The sequence below is a fragment of the Pseudomonadota bacterium genome, from assembly GCA_027624955.1.
GTDB lineage: Bacteria > Pseudomonadota > Alphaproteobacteria > UBA828 > UBA828 > PTKB01.
This window is the reverse complement of the sequence record JAQBTG010000038.1, coordinates 20,828-39,093: the sequence shown is the minus strand read 5'-3', so window position 1 is coordinate 39,093 and position 18,266 is coordinate 20,828. Positions and strand designations below refer to the sequence as shown.

The window sequence follows — 18,266 nt, the reverse complement described above, 5'->3', positions numbered from 1 at the left end:
GGCCTGCGCCACCGCGCGGATCGCTTCGGCGGCGCCTTCAAAGCTGTCAAAGCGGACCGCCGCTGAAGCGCGAAAAATGGGTTTCGGCTGTAAGCGCATCCACGCCTCGGTGATAATACCGAGTGAGCCTTCGGAGCCGATCATCAAGCGGTCCGGGCTCGGCCCGGCGCCCGATCCGGGTAGGCGCCGACTTTCCATGGTGCCGCTTGGCGTTATGGTGCGCAGGCTTTCAACCAGCTCATCAATATGCGTGTAGAGGGTGGCAAAATGCCCGCCCGAGCGCGTCGCGATCCAGCCACCGAGAGTGGAAAATTCAAAGGATTGTGGAAAATGCCTGAGCGTCAGGCCGGACGGTTTCAACTGCGCTTCCAAATCCGGCCCGAGGGCGCCGGCCTGAATGCGCGCCGCGCGCGATATGGGGTCGATCTCCAAAACCTTCGCCATGCGCCGCATGTCGATGGTGAGCACCGCCTTGAACGTACCCCCGACCACCGGCTCGATGCCGCCGACTACGGTCGAACCGCAGCCGAACGGAATTACCGCCGCACCTGCGCTGTCGGCCCAGTCCAGCAGGGCAACGATGTCTTTCTCGTCTTCCGGAAAAGCAACGATATCTGGCGCGTTGCTAAAATCGCGCGCATAGGCGCGGATGTAATCCGGATAGGATTTGCCATAGGTATGCGCGGCACGGTCATAAGTGCTGGTAGAGCAAATATCGGCCAAGGCTTGCGGCGCGGCCAGGCGCGGCGCGGAGAGGTTGATCTCGTCCAGGGTCGGTGGTGCGGTGTAACCCTGCGGGGATAGACCGGTCAGGCCGCCGATACGGGCCGCGATGTCGCGCGCTTGCGCTTCGGACAGGGTCTGGTCTTCATGGCCCCATCCCCAAAATTTCAATCGTCTTTGGGTCATATTTTTTCAGCTTTTCTTGGCGAATTTCGTCGGCGCAGAATTTGACATGGCTCAATGTCACTACTCGCAGTATGGCCTATACGCGGTAGTTTGATTGAACCGGAAGGGAAGAACAATGAGTGTTCTCAAAATTAGGCTCCTGACTTGTTGTAGCGCAATTCTCGCGCTCAGCATGCTGTCGACGGTGGCGGCGGCAGGTGATTCATGGCTCCTGCGCCTGCGCGGTATCCATATGAGCGCCGATGTTAGCAGCACTGTAGATCCCATCGGCGGCAGCGTCGATGTCAACAGTGATACCGTGCCTGAGTTCGATATCACGTATTTTTTTACCGATAACATCGCTGCCGAGCTTATTCTCGCGACCACCCGCCACCGCGCGAATGTGACCGGCTCGACGCTTGGCAATGTCGATCTCGGAAAGGTCTCGATGTTGCCGCCGACATTGACTCTGCAATGGCATTTTCTCCCTGGTGAGGATTTCCGCCCCTATGTTGGCGCTGGGCTCAATTACACATTTTTCTATGATGAAAGCGCGCCGCGCGGAACCGTGGCTTCAATCAATTACGAAAATAATTTCGGCTATGCGCTGCAGACCGGGCTTGATTACGGTATTGATGATCATTGGGGGATCAACGTCGATATCAAGAAGGTGTTTCTGAGCACCGACGTGACATTGAACGGTGGCGCGATCACCGCCGATGTCGATCTTGATCCCTGGATATTCGGCCTTGGCGTTGCCTATCGCTTTTAGCCGCGGCCGGCCTCAGGAGGGCGAAGTCAGGGTCGAGAAACGTACCGGCAGGATTTCGCGTGTCGAAATCTGGCCAGCGCTGCTTTTTTCGACCAGCAAAAGCTGCTGATCGTCTTCCAGACCGGCGGGAATGATCATGCGCCCGCCCGCCTTGAGCTGCCCGAGCAGCGCCGGCGGCATGAGATCGGGCGCGGCGGTGGCGATAATGCGGTCGAACGGTGCATGCTCTGGCCAGCCCTGATTGCCGTCGCCGACGCGAAAATGGATGTTGGCGTAGCCGCTGGCGTCAAGCCGCTTTTTGCCTTCGGCGGCGAGCTCCTCGATGATTTCCACGGTGTAGACCTCGCGCGCTAACTCGGCCAAAACGGCGGCTTGATAGCCAAGACCGGTGCCGATTTCCAAAACTTTGTGGCAGCCGGATACCTCCAGCAAATCGGTCATCAGCCCGACGATAAATGGTTGCGAGATGGTCTTGCCGTGGCCAATCGGCAGCGGTGAACAAGATAGGCAAAGAGTTTCATTTCCACCGGCACAAATTCATGCCTGGGCACGCGGCCAAGGGCAGCCATCACTGCTTCGTCGAGTATCTCGCGGCCGGTCCTGTCGGCGACCAAGCTGGCGTGGCTCGCCACCTGCCCGACCATGCTGTGGCGAAGGGCACCGAATTGGGCATCAACCGGGCTTAGCACCGACATGATCAACTCCAAAATCAGCAGTTCCTGCGCCCGCAAAAAGCTTCGCGGCCATGTCCGCGTGGCGCTTTGATCTGCTATAAATAGAAACATAATGCGTGCCCTTCGGCCAGAAATTCATCAGGGCGGTTGAGATGCCGGCGCCTCTCTCTGCGATTTGCCGAGACTGTGGCTGGGACGGTGTTGTCAGTGGCGACGGCGACGGGACGTCTGAGTCTTGCCCGGAGTGCGCTTCTAAGCGCACCTTCAGCCATAGCGAATTGACTGCCTTGGCCATCGCCCATGTCGATTGCGACGCCTTCTATGCCAGCATAGAGAAACGCGATGATCCGGCGCTGGCCGATAAGCCGGTGCTGGTCGGCGGCGGCAAGCGGGGCGTTGTGGCCGCTGCCTGCTATATCGCCCGGCGCTACGGCATCCGCTCGGCGATGCCAATGTTCAAGGCGCTGGAAGCCTGCCCACACGCCGTCGTCGTCTCTCCAAACATGGAAAAATATTCCCGCGTCGGCCGTGCGATACGCGAGATGATGATCGCCCGCACCCCCCTGGTCGAGCCGATCTCGATCGACGAGGCGTTTCTCGATCTCTCTGGCACCGAAATCCTGCATGGCGGCAGCCCGGCGCGTAGCTTGGCAAAGCTCGCCAGGGAAATTGAAGAGGAGCTCGGCGTTACTGTTTCCGTCGGCCTGAGTTACAACAAATTTCTTGCCAAGATCGCCTCCGATTTGGATAAGCCACGTGGCTTTTCGGTCATCGGCCGGGCCGAGGCGAGTGAATTTCTTAGCGCCAAGCCGGTCGGCCTGTTGTGGGGTGTCGGTGCTGCGATGCAGCGGCGCCTCGCCGGTGATGGCATCTATCGCATCGGCGAGCTGCGTGAATTTCAAGACGCCGAACTCGTGCGGCGTTACGGCGCCATCGGCACGCGCCTCGCGCGCTTTTCTCGCGGCGAGGACGGGCGCGCGGTAAAGCCTGGCCGGGTGGCCAAAAGCGTTTCCTCCGAAACCACATTTGGCGAGGACATCCGCGCCTTCGACGCGCTAGAAGCCAAATTATGGCGGCAATGTGATCGTGTCGCCCAGCGCATGCGCAAGAGCGAGCTGATTGGGCGCACAGCGACGCTCAAGCTGCGTACCGCGGATTTCAGGATTCTTACCCGCTCGCGCACCCTGACGGCGCCGACACAGCTCGCGGAAGTGCTGTTCCACGCCGTCTTGCCATTGCTCAAAAAAGAAGCCAATGGTCGCCTCTACCGGCTGATCGGGGTCGGATTAAGCGGCCTGGAAAGCGACGAAAATGCGCCGCAAGCGGATTTGTTCGGCGCAGAAGACGAACGCACCGCGGTACTCGAAAAAACCGTCGACGGCTTGCGTGATCGCTTTGGCGATGCGGCACCGGTTAAGGGCCGCTCGCTGCCAGGCAAGCGCAAATAATCTCGCCTGTTTGATCGCTTTAGTTCAAAGAATATTGAATAAATGATGCAAACTGAGAATATGGTGCGAAAGGCGATCCTTGAAGGCATCGACCCGCGATAAGCCTATGACCCGCGACAAGCCTATTCGAAATACGGTAAATTCTAACCTTCGGACTGGCCCGCAAAGGAAATTGAACCCGTGAGCACAATGGAACAACAAGTCGCTGCGCGTAGTGCCGCGCGCGATGAAGCGGTGGCCCTCCGCGCCCGGATTCGCAGCGGCCTTTTCGCCGATCAAACCGCTGGCGCCGCGCCGCTTTGCGTGCAGGGCAATCTGGTCATCCTGCCGTCCCATCTGGCCGATGATTTCCACCGCTATTGCGAGGCAAATCCCAAACCGTGCCCGTTGCTCGCCATCTCAAAGCCGGGCGATCCGGCACTGCCGAGCCTGGCCGAGGATTTCGATCTGCGTACCGATGTGCCGCTTTACCGCATCTATCGACACGGTGAGCTGGAGCGCGAGACCAGCGATATCCGTGATGTTTGGGAGGATGACTTCGTCGGCTTCGTTCTCGGCTGCTCTTATAGTTTTGAATCGGCGTTGCTGGACAACGGTATTCCGCTGCGCCATATCGAACGCAACATGGGGGTGCCCATGTTCATCTCCAATATCGAGACCGTTCCGGCGGGCACGTTCGCTGGCCCGACGGTCGTTTCGATGCGGCCGATGACGCCCGAACATGCTCAACGGGCCGCCCGAATCTGCGCACAATTCGATCTCGCGCACGGCGTGCCGGTGCAAATTGGCGACGCGGCGGCGATTGGCATAAAAGATATCATGGCGCCGGATTTTGGCGAACCCACGCCGGTGGAAGACGGCGAAATACCGGTGTTCTGGGCATGCGGCGTCACCCCACAGATGGCGATCAAACAGGCGCGGCCCGATATCTGCATCACTCACGCACCCGGATTTATGGTCATTAGCGATATTGCCGCTTCTGAGCTTGCCGCGGGCAGAGGTCCGGAGATATCTTCCGCCCCACAATCGCCCTAAAAATTTTTGGAGCCAAACGATGAAGTTGATGCGCGTGGGCGCACCGGGCCGGGAACGGCCGTCGGTGCGGATGGCAGACGGGATCGTGATCGACGTCTCTTCGATTGTGAACGAATATGACGGCGCCTGGCTGGCGGCCGGTGGCATGGCGGCGCTCGAATCGCGCTTGAAAGAGGGCATCGAGGGTTTTCCAATCATCGATATCGCTGCCGAGCGCATCGGCGCCCCGATCGCGCGCCCCGGCAATATCCTCGCCATCGGCCTGAATTATGCTGATCACGCGGCTGAGGCTGGCATGAAGGTACCGTCCGAACCGATCCTCTTCACCAAGGCGCCGAGCTCCTATTGCGGGCCCAACGACACGGTGTTTGTGCCGCGCACCAGCGTGAAAACGGATTGGGAAGTCGAGCTTGGCGTGGTCATCGGCAAAGAGGCGAGTTATGTCGCCGATGAGGCGTCGGCAATGGACTATGTGGCCGGCTACTGCATCGTCAACGATGTCTCGGAGCGCGATTTTCAGATCAATCGCGGGCCGACCTGGATCAAGGGAAAGTCGGCCAAAACCTTCTGCCCAACCGGTCCGTGGCTGGTCAGCCGCGATGAAATCGCTGACCCGCAGGCACTGGCGATGAAGCTTTCGGTCAATGGCGATCTCAGCCAAAACGGCAACACCAGCACGATGATTTTTGGTGTTGCCCATTTGGTCTGGTATTTAAGCCAATTCATGGTCTTGGAAGCTGGCGATTTGATTGCCACCGGCACCCCGCCGGGCGTCGGAATGGGCATGAAACCACCTAAATTCCTGGTCGCGGGCGATGTGATGGAACTTGAAATCGACGGTTTAGGCAGCCAACGTCAGGAGCTGGCGCAGGCCTGACCGGGCAATATCGTGCCCTCTTCGGTGGGCGGACGCTCCTAAATTTAGATAGTTTTAAGCATTGGCGTCGAATATGGACGGGTCCACGCGTGTCGGCGGTGAGCCGACGCCAATTTCTGTCCGGTGCAACCCAATGATGCGCTTACCCAGCCTGCCTTCAAATTTGGTCACGCAAAGCCATTTGACAAAACGCCTGCAAGCCTGGTGGGCAGGATATTATTATGAGCCCGAACAGGCAGCCGAACCCGCGCCCGACGAATTTTCGGATGCGCAAAAATCGATGCCGATCTGGGAAGGCCGGCGGGCTCTCGCCTGGTCCGATCCGCGCCTGCAGGTAACTGAGGAAATTTGGGGCAAAGGCTATTTGGGCCCCGGCGGAGATGAGGAAATCGAGGCGTTGATCCGCCCCCTCGGTCTTAATTCGGGCATGATGATCATCGATTTCGGCGCCGGATTGGGCGGCACGACGCGGGCGCTTCACAACCAGACGGGCGCCTGGGTTTCGGGCTTCGAAGCCTCACCCTTACTGGCCGAAGCGGGGGCGGAGCTTTCACATATGGCCGGCCTAGGCAGAAAGGCGATGGTCAAGACGTTCGATCTCGAAAGCCTAGATTTGCGCGATGGCGGTTTTAACACCGTGTTTTCGAAGGATGCGCTGTTCACGATCGACAATAAGGAAGCGATATTCAAAAAATTTTACGAGTGCCTGCGGAACGACGGCCAACTGGTGCTGACGGATTATTTGGCGGTCAAACCCAGCGCCACCAGCACGGCAATTGAAGAATGGGCCGCGCAAGAGCCGGCGCGCCCGGTTTTATGGTCGTTGGACCAAACCCGTGCATTTATTTCAGAGCTCGGCTTCGAAGTGAGTATAACCGAAGACGTGACCGCTACCGTGCGTGCGCAAATCCTGAGCGCGCTCGCCAAGTTTAGTGAAAAGATCGCGCCCGAAAGCAAAGCACGACCAGGCTGGGCGCCGGCGATCATCGCTGAGATTGAAATGTGGGCCAATCGGATCAAGGTCTTCGACAGCGGCGATGTGGCGATATTCCGGATATATGGGCGAAAATCGGATCCTGCGCTGAGATAACCGCTGTTCCTGGCGTTGACAGCCGCAAACCGCGCGCCTATCTTCCGCGCGCTATTGAAATTGCCCGAAGAAAGCCTAAACCATGAAAGTTCTCAACTCATTGCGTGCAGCCAAACGGCGCCACAAGGATTGCCGTATCGTTCGCCGTAGGGGCCGGGTATACGTCATCAACAAGACCAACCCGCGCTTCAAGGCGCGCCAGGGCTAAGCCCGCCCGTCCGCCGCCTTGCCGCGGCTGAGAATTCCCGTTCTTAAGAGACTTACAGCCACCTCTGGCGCTCAAACGGCTGCGCGAGAGTCTTGCGCTATTGCCCGATGAACGGCGGAATTCGTACACTGTCTGCGACCCGCTAGTCATTAGCAGCGAAGCGCCGCCATGAAGATGCCCACACCCGATCAATCCACCATCAGCCGCCGCACGGAGATTGCCGCCGGCCTGCGTGAGATTGTCGGCGCGACGTATGTCATGGCCGACGACGCGTCGCTCAAAACTTATGAAAACGACGCTCTAAGCGCCTACCGCCAGACCCCGATGCTGGTCGTTCTGCCGGGCGATACCGCAGAGGTTTCGCGTCTCCTCGCCTATTGTGCGCAGCATGGTGTGAAAGTGGTGCCGCGCGGCGCCGGCACCGGTCTTTCCGGCGGCGCTCTGCCGCTTGCCGATGGCATCACCATCGGCCTTGGAAGATTCAATCGCATTCTCGAAATCGACTATGCCAACCGCTCGGCGGTGGTGCAGCCGGGCGTCGCCAATTTGGCCATCAGCAAGGCGATGGACGCCGCCGGATTTTACTATGCGCCCGATCCCTCCAGTCAGATTGCCTGCTCTATTGGCGGCAATGTGGCCGAGAATTCCGGCGGTGTGCACTGCCTGAAATACGGCCTCACGACCAACAATCTGCTCGGCGTCGAAATGGTGCTGATGGGCGGTGAGATCATCCGCATCGGCGGCAAGCAATTCGATAGCGAAGGCTACGATCTTCTCGGCGTGATTACCGGCTCCGAGGGCATGCTTGGCATCATCACCGAAGTGACCGTCCGCATCCTGCCCAAACCGCCTGTGGCGCAGGCTCTCTTAATGGGGTTCGCCAACAACGATAGCGCCGGGCAATGCGTCGCTGGCATTATCGCCGCCGGCATCATTCCCGCCGGGCTTGAGCTGATGGATGGCCCGGCGATTAAAGCAGCCGAAGATTTTTGCCATGCCGGTTATCCGCTCGACGCTGCGGCGATACTGATTTGTGAACTCGACGGGCCGGAAATTGAAGTCGCCGAACTGGTGCGCCGCGTCGGCGATATCGCCAGCGCCTGCGACGCGACCTCGCTCCGCGTGAGCGAGAGCGAGGCCGAGCGCCAGCGTTTTTGGTTGGGGCGGAAATCGGCGTTTCCGGCGGCCGGCAGGATCTCGCCCGATTACTACGTCATGGACGGCACGATTCCCCGCCGTTGCCTGTCGCAAGTGCTCAATCGCATTTCCGAATTGTCGGCGGAATATGGCCTGCAGGTGGCCAATGTGTTTCATGCCGGCGACGGCAATTTGCACCCGCTTATTCTCTATGATTCCAATGTGCCTGGCGAGTTGGAACGGACCGAAGAAATGGGCGGCAAGATTCTTAAACTCTGTGTCGAAGTCGGCGGCGTGCTGACCGGAGAGCATGGCGTGGGCGTAGAAAAACGTGACCTTATGGGCGAGATGTTTACGGAGATCGACCTCAAGCAACAGCAGCGCGTCAAATGCGCATTTGACGCCGAGCATCTGTTAAATCCGGGCAAAGTCTTTCCGACGCTTCACCGCTGCGCCGAACTGGGCCGCCTACATGTGCATGGCGGTCAAATGCCGTTCCCGGATTTGCCGCGCTTTTAATGGATCAGGCACTCAAACCCCGCACGGTCGACGAGCTTGTTCAGGCGATCGAATGGGCCGTCGCCGGAATCCATCCGCTCGAATTGATTGGCGGCGGCAGCAAGCGCGCGCTCGGCCGCCCGATGCAGGCCGAACGCACGCTCGACCTGTCAGCCTTTACCGGCATCCGCGATTATGAGCCGGAGGAGTTGGTGTTGACCGCCGGCGCGGCCACGCCGCTCGCCGAGATCGAGGCGGCGCTCGATGAGAGAGGGCAGATGCTGGCCTTTGAGCCGGCTGATTACGGCGCGCTGCTCGGAACCGAGGCAGGAGCGACGCTCGGCGGCGCCCTGGCCTGCAATTTGTCTGGCCCACGCCGCATCAAGGCCGGCGCGGCGCGCGATCATCTGCTCGGCTTTCATGCCGTCAGTGGGCGGGCGGAGGCATTCAAGGCCGGCGGCAAGGTGGTCAAGAACGTCACCGGTTATGATCTCTGCAAACTGCTGGCCGGCTCTTGGGGCACGCTCGCGGCGCTGCATGAAGTATCGATAAAGGTCATGCCGGCGCCGGAACGCACCCGCACGGTGCTTGTCATTGGTCTCGATGCCGAAGCCGCTATCGCGGCACTCGGAGAAGCCATGTCGAGCCCGCATGATGTCTCCGGCGCAGCCTATTTGCCGGCGGCGCAGGCGGCGCGCTCACAAGTATCCTATGTCGCCACAGCTGGCGCAGCAGTTACCGCGCTCCGCGTCGAAGGGATCGGCCCGTCCGTGGAAGCGCGCTGCGCAATGCTCCGCACCATGCTTGCGCCGCACGGCGATATAGAGGAATTGCACAGTATGAACTCGCGGCAATTTTGGCACGAAATCCGCGATGCTGCGCCGTTCGCTGGGGACGCGCGGGCGTTGTGGCGCATCTCGCTGCCGCCCACCGCCGGTGCGCGCTTGATTTCGACACTGCGCGAAACTTTGGTTTCGGAAGCATATTTCGATTGGGCCGGCGGTCTGGTGTGGCTCGCCGTGGCGGCGGCCGAAGATGCCGGCGCGGCGGCGGTTCGAAGCGCTGTCGCGGCGCTTGGCGGTCACGCCACCCTGCTGCGCGCGCCCGGTGATATCCGCGCCGTGGTGCCGGTATTTCAGCCCCCGGCGCCGGCCATCGCCGCGCTTTCGGCGCGCCTGAAGGAGAGTTTTGACCCGACGGGCGTACTCAATCCGGGCCGCATGTATGCTGGCGTTTAGGAGCTAGGCGCAGCGTGCAAACACAGTTCGACATCATCCAGCTGGCCAAGCCGGAAATTGCTGAGGCCGAGCGGGTTCTTAGAACCTGCGTCCATTGCGGATTTTGCCTGGCCACTTGCCCGACCTATGTGCTGCTCGGCGACGAGCGCGACAGCCCGCGCGGGCGCATCTATATGATCAAGGACATGCTGGAAAGTGGCCGCGACGCCGATAGCGCCACGGTGCGCCATATCGACCGCTGCCTGTCTTGCCTGTCCTGCATGTCGACCTGCCCATCGGGCGTCGATTACATGCATCTGGTCGATCACGCGCGCGAACATATCGCAAAAACCTACACCCGCCCGGCACTTGATCGCCTGCTGCGTCGCCTGCTCGGCCTGCTGTTGCCGCGCCCCGGCCTGTTCCGCGTGGCAGTGTTGGCGGCTCGCGGTCCGGCTGTGCTCGGGCAATTTCTGCCCGGCCGCCTGGGCGCGTTGATGCGGTTGTCGTTCCGCCCCGTGCATGCGCCGTCTTGGGTTGACCGGCCGCAAACCATCGCCGCCGATGGCGCCACCCGGCAAAAGCGTGTGGCCCTGCTGAGCGGCTGTGTGCAGAAGGCTTTGGCGCCGCAGATAAACGAAGCCAGTGTGCGTCTGCTGGCGCGTCACGGCTGCGAGGTCGTGGTGGCGAAAGGCGCGGGTTGTTGCGGCGCCTTATCATTGCATCAGGGCGAGCGGGCGACGGCGCAATCCTTCGCGCGCGGCAATATTGAATCCTTCTTGGCCGAACATCGCCGCGCGCCCCTGGACGCTGTCGTCGCCAATGCGTCGGGCTGTGGCACGATGTTGAAGGATTATGGCAGTCTCTTCCGTGACGATTCCGCGCTGGCTGCAGGCGCCGCCGAGGTCGCTGGCCTGGCCCGCGATATCAGCGAAATCCTTATCGATTTGCGGCCGCTCAAATCGGTGGATATCGCCAAGCTACGAGTTGCCTATCACGGCGCCTGTTCGTTGCAGCACGGTCAAAAAATTCATGATGGACCCCAGGCTCTGCTGGCTGAAGCGGGGTTCGAGGTCTGCGAGCCGGTTGACGGCCATCTGTGCTGCGGCTCTGCCGGCACTTACAATATCTTGCAACCCGAGTTGGCCGGGCGCATGCTGACACGCAAGGTCGAGACGCTTGAGCAAATAACGCCTGATATCATCGCTACCGGGAATATAGGATGCATGGTTCAGATCGCTTCCGGCACGCAAATTCCGGTCGTTCACACGGCCGAGCTTCTCGATTGGGCGACCGGCGGCCCGCTGCCGCCGGCTCTCGCCGGTCGCTCTCTGGCCCGATGATTCGCGTCATCGCCCTTATCGGCTTAACGGTTGCGCTTATGGTGGGGCGCATGAGTATGGCGGCGCAAGACGATCCCCGGCTCAACGAATTATTCGCCGAATTGAAGTCAGCTCAAACCATGAGCGATGTGGTTGGCATCGAAGCGCAAATTTGGCATCTCTGGAGCCTGTCGAACGATGCCGCAATCGATCGCATCCTGGGGAGCGGGATCGCCGCGATGGATCAGGGGCAGTTCGATGCCGCTCTGACTAGCTTCAACACCGTCATCGAGATGCGCCCGGATTTTGCCGAAGGCTGGAACAAGCGCGCCACGCTCTATTTTCTGACCGGCGAGTACGAGCGCTCGATTGCGGATGTCGAGCGCACATTGGCGCTGGAGCCACGCCATTTCGGCGCGCTCTCGGGCCTTGGCCTGATCAATCTGGCATTGGAACGTCCTGGGAAAGCCATGGCGGCATTCGAGGCAGCGTTGGCCGTGCATCCGCACATGCAGCATGCAAAGAGTATGATAGAACGACTGCGCCCGATTCTGGAACGCTCGACGATCTAGCGCAACAACGTCACCGCGCGTTCATTCGCCGACCCAGGCAATACGCAACACATTGGTCGAACCCGGCGTGCCGAACGGCACACCGGCGGTAATGACGATGCGGTCACCGGGGCGGGCAAAACCCTGTTCGCTCACCGCCGTGCAGGCGATCGCTACCATGTCCTGAAAATCGGTTGCGTCTTCTGTTTGCAAGCAATGCACGCCCCACACCATGGCCAGGCGGCGCGCTGTCGTCAGCTCAGGCGTGAGCGCCAGGATCGGCACCGCTGGTCGTTCGCGCGCGGCGCGGAGCGCGGTCGATCCGGACGTTGTGTAGCTCACCACGGCGGCGGCGTTAACCGTTTCGGCAACTTGCCGGGCCGCTGCGGTAATAGCATCGGATGGCGTCGCTTCGGGGTCGTGGTGCTGGCTTTCGATGAACCCGCGGTAGGCCGGGTCGCGCTCCACGCGTTCGATAATCCGGTTCATCATCTCTACCGATTCCACCGGAAAGGCGCCTGCCGCTGATTCAGCCGACAGCATCAGCGCGTCGGCGCCGTCATAAACCGCGGTGGCAACATCGGACGCTTCGGCGCGGGTCGGCGCGGCGGCGTAAATCATCGATTCGAGCATTTGCGTGGCGACCACCACCGGCTTGCCCGCGCGCCGTGCCGCGCGCACGATATTCTTTTGCTCCGCCGGCACGTCTTCGGGCGCCAGCTCGACGCCAAGGTCGCCGCGCGCCACCATGATGCCGTCGGAGAGATCGATGATTTCCGCCAAACTGTCGAGCGCCGCCGGCTTTTCCAGCTTGGTCATGATCGCCGCGCGTCCAGCGATTAATTTTCGCGCGGCGGCGACATCTTCCGGACGCTGTACGAACGAGAGCGCCACCCAATCCACACCCAATTTCAAGGCAAAGCGCAGGTCGCGCTGATCCTTGACCGTGATCGCGCTAACATTCAACGCCACGCGGGGCAGATTGACGCCCTTGTGATCAGACAGTTTGCCGCCGGCCAGCACTTTCGTATCGGCGAAGTCAGCGCCATGCGATTCCACTTTTAGTCGGATGCGTCCGTCGTCGAGCAGAATTTCCGCGCCGTCCTGAAGGGCGGAGAAAATCTCCGGATGGGGCAGGGGGGCGCGGGTCTCATCGCCGAGTTCAGGCGCGAGATCGAGGCGGAATTTGCTACCGGTCACCAGCATGGCTTCGCCGGAGACGAATTCGCCAACCCTTAACTTGGGTCCTTGAAGGTCTGCCATCACGGCAATCGGCCGTCCGACATCGCGTTCAATCTGGCGCACGATGTCGAAGCGCGCGCGATGCTCTTCATGGCTGCCATGGCTAAAATTGAAGCGGAACACGTCCACGCCTGCTTCGAAAAGCGCGAGGATACACGCGTGCGAGGAGCTCGCGGGCCCCAAGGTGGCGACAATTTTTGCTTTTCGATGACGACGCATTTTCTCGCTTACCCTAACAACTCAGCCTAGTCCGAACCAGTATCGATAAGAATGGCACGGAAATCATTAACGTTGGTCATTGTCGGGCCGGACATGACGAGATCGCCGAGCGCCAGAAAAAAGCCATAGGCATCATTGTTGCCGAGGCGCTGGATGGCGCTCTCACCGAGCGTGGCGGCGCGCGCCAAGCTGTCCGGCGCGATTAGTGCGCCGGCATTGTCTTCAGTGCCATCGATGCCGTCTGTGTCGCAGGCCATTGCCCATATACCGTCGCGGCCGTCGAGCGCCAGCGCCAGTGCCAGGGCATATTCCGCGTTGGGGCCGCCGCGCCCGCCGCCGGTAACGGTGACCGTCGCTTCGCCGCCCGACAGCAGAACCGTTCCCGGCGCGCATTCGGCTGCCAGTGCCGCCTGGACGCGCGCCATATCACCGGCATCGCCTTCCAACGCATCGCCCAACAGGCGCACCGAATAGCCGGCCTGGCGCGCGATTTTGCCGGCCGCCTCAAGCGCCGCCGCGGGCGTCGCGATGAGGCGAAATTCGGCGTGCGCCAGGCGTGCATCATTCGGCTTCGGGCTTTCTTCCTGGGCGGCCTGCAGGTGATCCACCACGTTTGCCGGTGCGTCGATGGCATATTTTTTTATCACGGCGCTGGCATCGGCGAAGGTCGTGGGGTCGGGCACAGTAGGGCCGGAGGCGATCACTGCTGGATCGTCGCCGGGCACGTCGGAGATCGCCAGCGTCACCACCCGTGCCGGATGGCAGGCGGCGGCGAGACGCCCACCCTTGATCGCCGAGAGGTGTTTGCGCACGCAATTGATCTCGGAAATAGTGGCGCCCGAACGCAACAGCGCCGAGGTTACCTGCTGTTTGTCGTCGAGCCCCAGGCCCGGTGCCGGCAGGGAGAGAAGGGCGGAGCCGCCACCGGATATCAGACAAAGCGCAAGATCATCTTGTTGCAGGCCGTGCGCCAGTTCGAGGATGCGCCGGGCGGCGTCAGCGCCGGCCGCGTCCGGCACCGGATGGGATGCCTCAACGATCTCTATATGTTCGGTTTGCATGGTGTGGCCGTAGCGCGTGACCACCAAGCCCTCCACCGGCCCCGAAAAATTATCCTCAACCGCGCGCGCCATCGCGCCGCCGGCCTTGCCGGCGCCGATGACAACCGTTCGCCCGCTCGGCGGCGATGGCAAATAGGGCGGCAGACACAGCGCCGGCTGCGCCGCGTTCACGGCGGCATCAAACATGTCGCGCAGGAGCTGGCGTGCGGGCAGGGTCATGATCGGGCAATCAGTTTCATGTGAAACTTTCCTTGTTCTCCGGGTTCGGCCGCTCGCGTATCGCTAGCGCGGCCACCACCGCCGCCAGGGACGCCGCCGGCATGGCGAGATAGGCCATGCGGAACGCGAACGACGAATAAATCCGCACGCCGTCCACAATTTCGCCGGTCCACAATAGATCGAGTACAAAGCCCATGATTAGTAAAATCGCGGCGCTCAGCAGCATGACCACAGTATTGGAGATGCCGATCGCCGTGCCGACGGCACGCGGCGGGCAGATATCGGCGATCAGAATGAAGCTCACCACGATGCCGCCGGCGGAAAGCCCGATCAGCAGCATCAAGATGTAATGCACAATTTCGGGAAGACCGGGAAAGGCAACAAAAAGCGACCAGCCGAGCAGCCCCATCAGCGCCTGGGCCACCGCAATGATCTTGCGCCGCCGCACATGGCCGGTGATCCAACCGGCGGAAAGCGAGCCCGCGGCCCAGCCCAACAGCGCCACCGTGGTAAAGATCGCCGCCTCGGCCCGGGCGTAGTCCAGCACCTGCATATAATAGGCGATGCCCCACACGGGAAAGGAGATGGCGGGCCCGGCAACCATCATGGCGAACAGGGTAATGATCCAATATTGCCGTAACCGCGCAACGTCGCGCATGAGCCCGAAGAGTTCGCGCGAATGCACCGCTCGGCCGGCTTCCGCGCGCCGGCTGCGGCGGCCGATAAAGACCAACGCGCCAAGCGGTAGGGCCGCGAGGGCGACCCAAAACATCACCGGCCGCCAGCCGTCAATCTCGATAAGCGCCGCGAGCGGCGCTTGTCCGAGCGCGGCGCCAAACATGCCGATCAGAATTGTGGCGCCGCCCAGGAGCGCGAAACGCTTGGAATCGAACGATGCGTGGGCGATTTTGACGCAACAGGCATAGAGTGCCGCGCCGCCCGCGCCGGTGATGAAACGCCCGGCATTGGCGGCCTCGACGCTCGGCGCATAGGCGAACAACAACCCACCACCGGCACAAAGAACGGCGCTGATCGCAATGATCCGGGTCGGGCCGAAACGGTCGACCAGGAAGCCGCCGGGAATCTGAAATATCGAATAGGCGTACCAATACATCGCTGAGATATTGCCGAGCGCTGCGGCGCCCACGGCGAAATCTCGCATCAGGGCGTCGACCATGCTGCCCGGCGCCACCCGTGTGAGATGGCCATATCCGAACAGCGCCGCCGCGGTCAGCCAAAACAGCCAGGGCGCGGCGGCTGCCCCGGGCACGCCTGCTATGCCGCGTTTCCCGATCATTTCTTGGTAGCGCCGAGACGTTGTGAAAGTGCGATGCCGGCCAGCACGGCGGCGCAGCCCAGGCTCTGCAAAAGCGTCAGTGTTTCGCCGAGCAATAGCCAGCCGAAAAGAGCCGCGAGAACTGGCGTCGCGAGCAGTGCCACTGACGCAAAAGACGCGCTGAGATGGCGGAACGCGACCGTGATCAATCCCTGGCCACCGCTGTGGATCAACAATCCGATGGCGACCAGCGTCCCCCAACCCAACAGCGTCACCGGAATCAATTCATCGCCTATCACCAACGCCGCGACCAACAACCCAATCAGGCTAAAGACGCTGGTGACGGCCATGATCAAGCCGCTCGGCAGGCTGTCACGCAGCTGTTTGATGGCGAGCAGATAAGTGCCGTAGAAAAACGCCGTCAACAGGCCGAGCCCGTCGCCCAACAAATTGCCGCTGGGCTCGAGTATGCTGGTGCCCATGATTAGCGCGGTGCCGGCCATGGCGAGCACCAAGCCGGTCATGAAGCCCCAGGTGAGGCGCTCGCGAAACAGCAACCAGGCGCCGAGCGAGACGATCGGCGTCGAAAGATGGGCGAGAAACGTAGCGTTGGCGATGCCGCTCATGCGGATAGCGCTATGCCAGGACACGAGATCACCGGTGAACAACAGACCGGCGAGCGCCAGCAATCCCCAATCGCGCATCTTCAGCTTGCGCAGCGGCACATGTTCCGGGCGCCGCTCCAGCACCATCCAGGCGGTCAGCGCCGGCAGCGCGAAAAGCATGCGGTAAACCGCCGTCGCGCTGGGTCCAACCTCGCTCACCTGCACCAGCACCGGCGAGAAGGAAATAAACAGCACACCGATGGCGAGCGCCGGTAAGCCGAAGCTGGCGGTTGGGGAGAAGCGCATGCGCTGTTATACGTACTCACAGGCGGATACGACACGGGAATTCACCACAGTAAATCACACAGTAATTCACACGGTAATTCGCACGGTATTTCATTGTGGCAATCGCGATCCAAAACGGGAGCAGAGAGATGGACGATCAGACACGGATAGAACTGGAAGCGGCGGCGTTTCGCGGTCTCACCGCATATTTGCGCAAGCGTACCGATGTACAGAATATCGACCTGATGAACTTGGCCGGCTTTTGCCGCAATTGCCTTTCCAAATGGTATTTGGCGGCGGCCAAGGAGCGCGGCGTTGAGCTGTCCTTCGATGAAGCGCGCGAGGTCGTCTACGGCATGACATATGACGAATGGAAAGAAAATTATCAGACTGAGACGACGCCAGAAAAAGTAGAAAAATTCAAAGCCGAGGCCGACAAACACGCGTTTTGAATAGTCGAGCTATGGCCTCGAGAGCAGCACTGGCGAAACCGTTTCATCAGCCGTTGGAGTTGGCTATGATCGAAAGGGTCGGCGACTGTACTTTGTGAAGATGTGACAACTGCTGCTCCGTTTGGGGCGGCGGCGGGTGAGGGAGATCAGATGATGGCGGAGTCTCTTGTTCCAGTTATCGATATAGAGCCCTTCCTTTCGGGTGGCGCTGAAGCCAAAGCGCGTGTCGCGGCTCAGGTTGATGATGCCTGCCGCAACATCGGCTTCCTGGTGATTTCGGGGCATGGCGTGGCCGAGGCACAGAGCGAGGCAATGCGCCGCGTTACCCGCGCCTTTTTCGATCTACCGCACTGGGAGAAGCTTCGCGTCAAGATGCCGCCCGACCGCTACCGCGGGTTCATGGCGGTCGGCAGCGAGGACGTGGCATACAGCATGGACGAGCATCAAAACGCGCCTGATTGGCGCGAATGTTTCGTCAGCGGCCCGTCCGATCATGCCTATGACGAATATCATTACGGGCCGGACGGCTGGCGCTTCTTCGCGGCCAATTTGTGGTCCGACAACCCGTCCGAGATGCGCGCGCTGTGGCAAGCCTACTATAAAGAGATGGAGCGTCTGGCCGGCGATCTCATGCGGATATTTGCCGTCGCGCTTGGTCTCGACGAGACATTCTTCGCCGACAAGATCGACAAACACATCACCAACTTCACCGCGTCTTACTATCCGCCGCAACTGACAGCGCCGGCCGAAGGTCAGCTGCGCTGCGGGCCGCATTCGGATTACGGCAGTCTCACCATCGTCTCCTCGGACTCGCCGGTCGGCGGCCTTCAGGTCCGCGGCAAGGACGGCGCCTGGTCGGACGTGCCCTGCATCCCGGGAACGTTCACTGTCAATCTTGGCGACCTGATGGCCGAATGGACTAACGACCGCTGGCGCTCCACCATCCATCGCGTGGTCAATCCGCCGCGCGCAGAGGCGAATAGCAGCCGCCTCTCGCTGTTGTTTTTTCACCAGCCAAACTATGACGCCGTCGTCGAATGCTTGCCGACCTGCACCACTGCGGCTAATCCGCCACGCTATGAGCGCATCACTTCAGGCGTCCATGTTGCGCGCAAAGTCGACCTCAGCCGCCAACCTCTGCTCGACGAAGCAAGCGCCCAATAAACCCCGGCATCCTTACGCTGGCGCAC

At 61.0% G+C, this 18,266-nt stretch carries 17 protein-coding genes and 1 pseudogene; 12 read left to right on the top strand and 6 right to left on the bottom strand.

Going from position 1 to position 18,266, the window contains the following annotated elements:
* The coding region (locus O3A94_13825; GenBank protein MDA1357330.1) for an FAD-binding oxidoreductase at positions 1–909 on the bottom strand (909 nt) is incomplete at its 3' end.
* A gap of 115 nt (positions 910–1,024) precedes the next feature.
* Between O3A94_13825 and O3A94_13820 the strand changes: the two genes are divergently transcribed.
* The gene (locus tag O3A94_13820; GenBank protein MDA1357329.1) at positions 1,025–1,660 is read left to right on the top strand and encodes an OmpW family protein; all 636 of its coding nucleotides are present in this window, start codon (positions 1,025–1,027) and stop codon (positions 1,658–1,660) included.
* Positions 1,661–1,672: 12 nt separating this feature from the next.
* Here O3A94_13820 and O3A94_13815 read toward each other — a convergent pair.
* Positions 1,673–2,355, bottom strand: a pseudogene (locus O3A94_13815) (protein-L-isoaspartate(D-aspartate) O-methyltransferase).
* A gap of 131 nt (positions 2,356–2,486) precedes the next feature.
* On the opposite strand from O3A94_13815, the gene O3A94_13810 reads away from it, so the two are divergent.
* From O3A94_13810 to O3A94_13770, 9 genes are all read left to right on the top strand, one after another.
* A complete protein-coding gene (locus tag O3A94_13810) occupies positions 2,487–3,782 on the top strand; it encodes a DNA polymerase IV (GenBank protein MDA1357328.1) in 1,296 nt (431 codons plus the stop codon).
* Between the two features lie 189 nt (positions 3,783–3,971).
* Positions 3,972–4,817 carry a putative hydro-lyase gene (locus O3A94_13805; GenBank protein ID MDA1357327.1) on the top strand — a complete coding sequence of 282 codons (846 nt, stop codon included), beginning with the start codon at positions 3,972–3,974 and terminating at the stop codon, positions 4,815–4,817.
* A gap of 19 nt (positions 4,818–4,836) precedes the next feature.
* Entirely contained in the window at positions 4,837–5,694 is an 858-nt protein-coding gene (locus O3A94_13800; protein ID MDA1357326.1) for a fumarylacetoacetate hydrolase family protein, read from the top strand.
* 133 nt (positions 5,695–5,827) lie between these two features.
* On the top strand, positions 5,828–6,784 hold the full coding sequence (locus O3A94_13795) for a methyltransferase domain-containing protein (GenBank protein MDA1357325.1): 957 nt from the start codon (positions 5,828–5,830) through the stop codon (positions 6,782–6,784).
* Positions 6,785–6,866: 82 nt separating this feature from the next.
* On the top strand, positions 6,867–6,992 hold the full coding sequence (gene ykgO / locus O3A94_13790; protein MDA1357324.1) for a type B 50S ribosomal protein L36: 126 nt from the start codon (positions 6,867–6,869) through the stop codon (positions 6,990–6,992).
* A gap of 168 nt (positions 6,993–7,160) precedes the next feature.
* Positions 7,161–8,648 (top strand): FAD-binding protein, encoded by a 1,488-nt coding sequence (locus tag O3A94_13785; protein ID MDA1357323.1) that lies wholly within the window; start codon positions 7,161–7,163, stop codon positions 8,646–8,648.
* Positions 8,648–9,865: a glycolate oxidase subunit GlcE gene (gene glcE, locus O3A94_13780; protein MDA1357322.1), complete on the top strand. Its 1,218-nt coding sequence runs from the start codon at positions 8,648–8,650 to the stop codon at positions 9,863–9,865. The genes O3A94_13785 and glcE overlap by 1 nt, the downstream gene beginning before the upstream one ends.
* 14 nt (positions 9,866–9,879) lie before the next feature.
* Positions 9,880–11,187 carry a glycolate oxidase subunit GlcF gene (glcF, locus tag O3A94_13775; protein MDA1357321.1) on the top strand — a complete coding sequence of 436 codons (1,308 nt, stop codon included), beginning with the start codon at positions 9,880–9,882 and terminating at the stop codon, positions 11,185–11,187.
* On the top strand, positions 11,184–11,738 hold the full coding sequence (locus O3A94_13770; protein ID MDA1357320.1) for a tetratricopeptide repeat protein: 555 nt from the start codon (positions 11,184–11,186) through the stop codon (positions 11,736–11,738). The genes glcF and O3A94_13770 overlap by 4 nt, the downstream gene beginning before the upstream one ends.
* Positions 11,739–11,759: 21 nt before the next feature.
* On the opposite strand, the gene pyk is transcribed toward O3A94_13770, so the two are convergent.
* From pyk to O3A94_13750, 4 genes are read right to left on the bottom strand one after another with little or no spacing between them, the layout of a single operon-like run.
* Positions 11,760–13,178 carry a pyruvate kinase gene (pyk, locus tag O3A94_13765; GenBank protein MDA1357319.1) on the bottom strand — a complete coding sequence of 473 codons (1,419 nt, stop codon included), beginning with the start codon at positions 13,176–13,178 and terminating at the stop codon, positions 11,760–11,762.
* Between the two features lie 26 nt (positions 13,179–13,204).
* Positions 13,205–14,458 (bottom strand): glycerate kinase, encoded by a 1,254-nt coding sequence (locus O3A94_13760; GenBank protein MDA1357318.1) that lies wholly within the window; start codon positions 14,456–14,458, stop codon positions 13,205–13,207.
* Between the two features lie 16 nt (positions 14,459–14,474).
* Entirely contained in the window at positions 14,475–15,755 is a 1,281-nt protein-coding gene (locus O3A94_13755; protein MDA1357317.1) for an MFS transporter, read from the bottom strand.
* A complete protein-coding gene (locus O3A94_13750; GenBank protein ID MDA1357316.1) occupies positions 15,752–16,645 on the bottom strand; it encodes a DMT family transporter in 894 nt (297 codons plus the stop codon). The genes O3A94_13755 and O3A94_13750 overlap by 4 nt, the downstream gene beginning before the upstream one ends.
* A 128-nt stretch (positions 16,646–16,773) precedes the next feature.
* Between O3A94_13750 and O3A94_13745 the strand changes: the two genes are divergently transcribed.
* Entirely contained in the window at positions 16,774–17,076 is a 303-nt protein-coding gene (locus O3A94_13745; protein MDA1357315.1) for a DUF1244 domain-containing protein, read from the top strand.
* 150 nt (positions 17,077–17,226) lie between these two features.
* Positions 17,227–18,240: an isopenicillin N synthase family oxygenase gene (locus O3A94_13740; GenBank protein ID MDA1357314.1), complete on the top strand. Its 1,014-nt coding sequence runs from the start codon at positions 17,227–17,229 to the stop codon at positions 18,238–18,240.
* Positions 18,241–18,266 lie beyond the last annotated feature (26 nt).

Coding starts and splice junctions, on each gene's coding strand:
- O3A94_13795 (MDA1357325.1), top strand. CDS start 5,828: ATGATGCGCTTACCCAGCCTGCCTTCAAATTTGGTCACGCAAAGCCAT.
- O3A94_13810 (MDA1357328.1), top strand. CDS start 2,487: ATGCCGGCGCCTCTCTCTGCGATTTGCCGAGACTGTGGCTGGGACGGT.
- O3A94_13740 (MDA1357314.1), top strand. CDS start 17,227: ATGATGGCGGAGTCTCTTGTTCCAGTTATCGATATAGAGCCCTTCCTT.
- O3A94_13755 (MDA1357317.1), bottom strand. CDS start 15,755: ATGATCGGGAAACGCGGCATAGCAGGCGTGCCCGGGGCAGCCGCCGCG.
- glcE (MDA1357322.1), top strand. CDS start 8,648: ATGGATCAGGCACTCAAACCCCGCACGGTCGACGAGCTTGTTCAGGCG.
- O3A94_13805 (MDA1357327.1), top strand. CDS start 3,972: ATGGAACAACAAGTCGCTGCGCGTAGTGCCGCGCGCGATGAAGCGGTG.
- O3A94_13770 (MDA1357320.1), top strand. CDS start 11,184: ATGATTCGCGTCATCGCCCTTATCGGCTTAACGGTTGCGCTTATGGTG.
- ykgO (MDA1357324.1), top strand. CDS start 6,867: ATGAAAGTTCTCAACTCATTGCGTGCAGCCAAACGGCGCCACAAGGAT.
- O3A94_13785 (MDA1357323.1), top strand. CDS start 7,161: ATGAAGATGCCCACACCCGATCAATCCACCATCAGCCGCCGCACGGAG.
- O3A94_13820 (MDA1357329.1), top strand. CDS start 1,025: ATGAGTGTTCTCAAAATTAGGCTCCTGACTTGTTGTAGCGCAATTCTC.
- O3A94_13760 (MDA1357318.1), bottom strand. CDS start 14,458: ATGACCCTGCCCGCACGCCAGCTCCTGCGCGACATGTTTGATGCCGCC.
- O3A94_13750 (MDA1357316.1), bottom strand. CDS start 16,645: ATGCGCTTCTCCCCAACCGCCAGCTTCGGCTTACCGGCGCTCGCCATC.
- O3A94_13745 (MDA1357315.1), top strand. CDS start 16,774: ATGGACGATCAGACACGGATAGAACTGGAAGCGGCGGCGTTTCGCGGT.
- pyk (MDA1357319.1), bottom strand. CDS start 13,178: ATGCGTCGTCATCGAAAAGCAAAAATTGTCGCCACCTTGGGGCCCGCG.
- O3A94_13800 (MDA1357326.1), top strand. CDS start 4,837: ATGAAGTTGATGCGCGTGGGCGCACCGGGCCGGGAACGGCCGTCGGTG.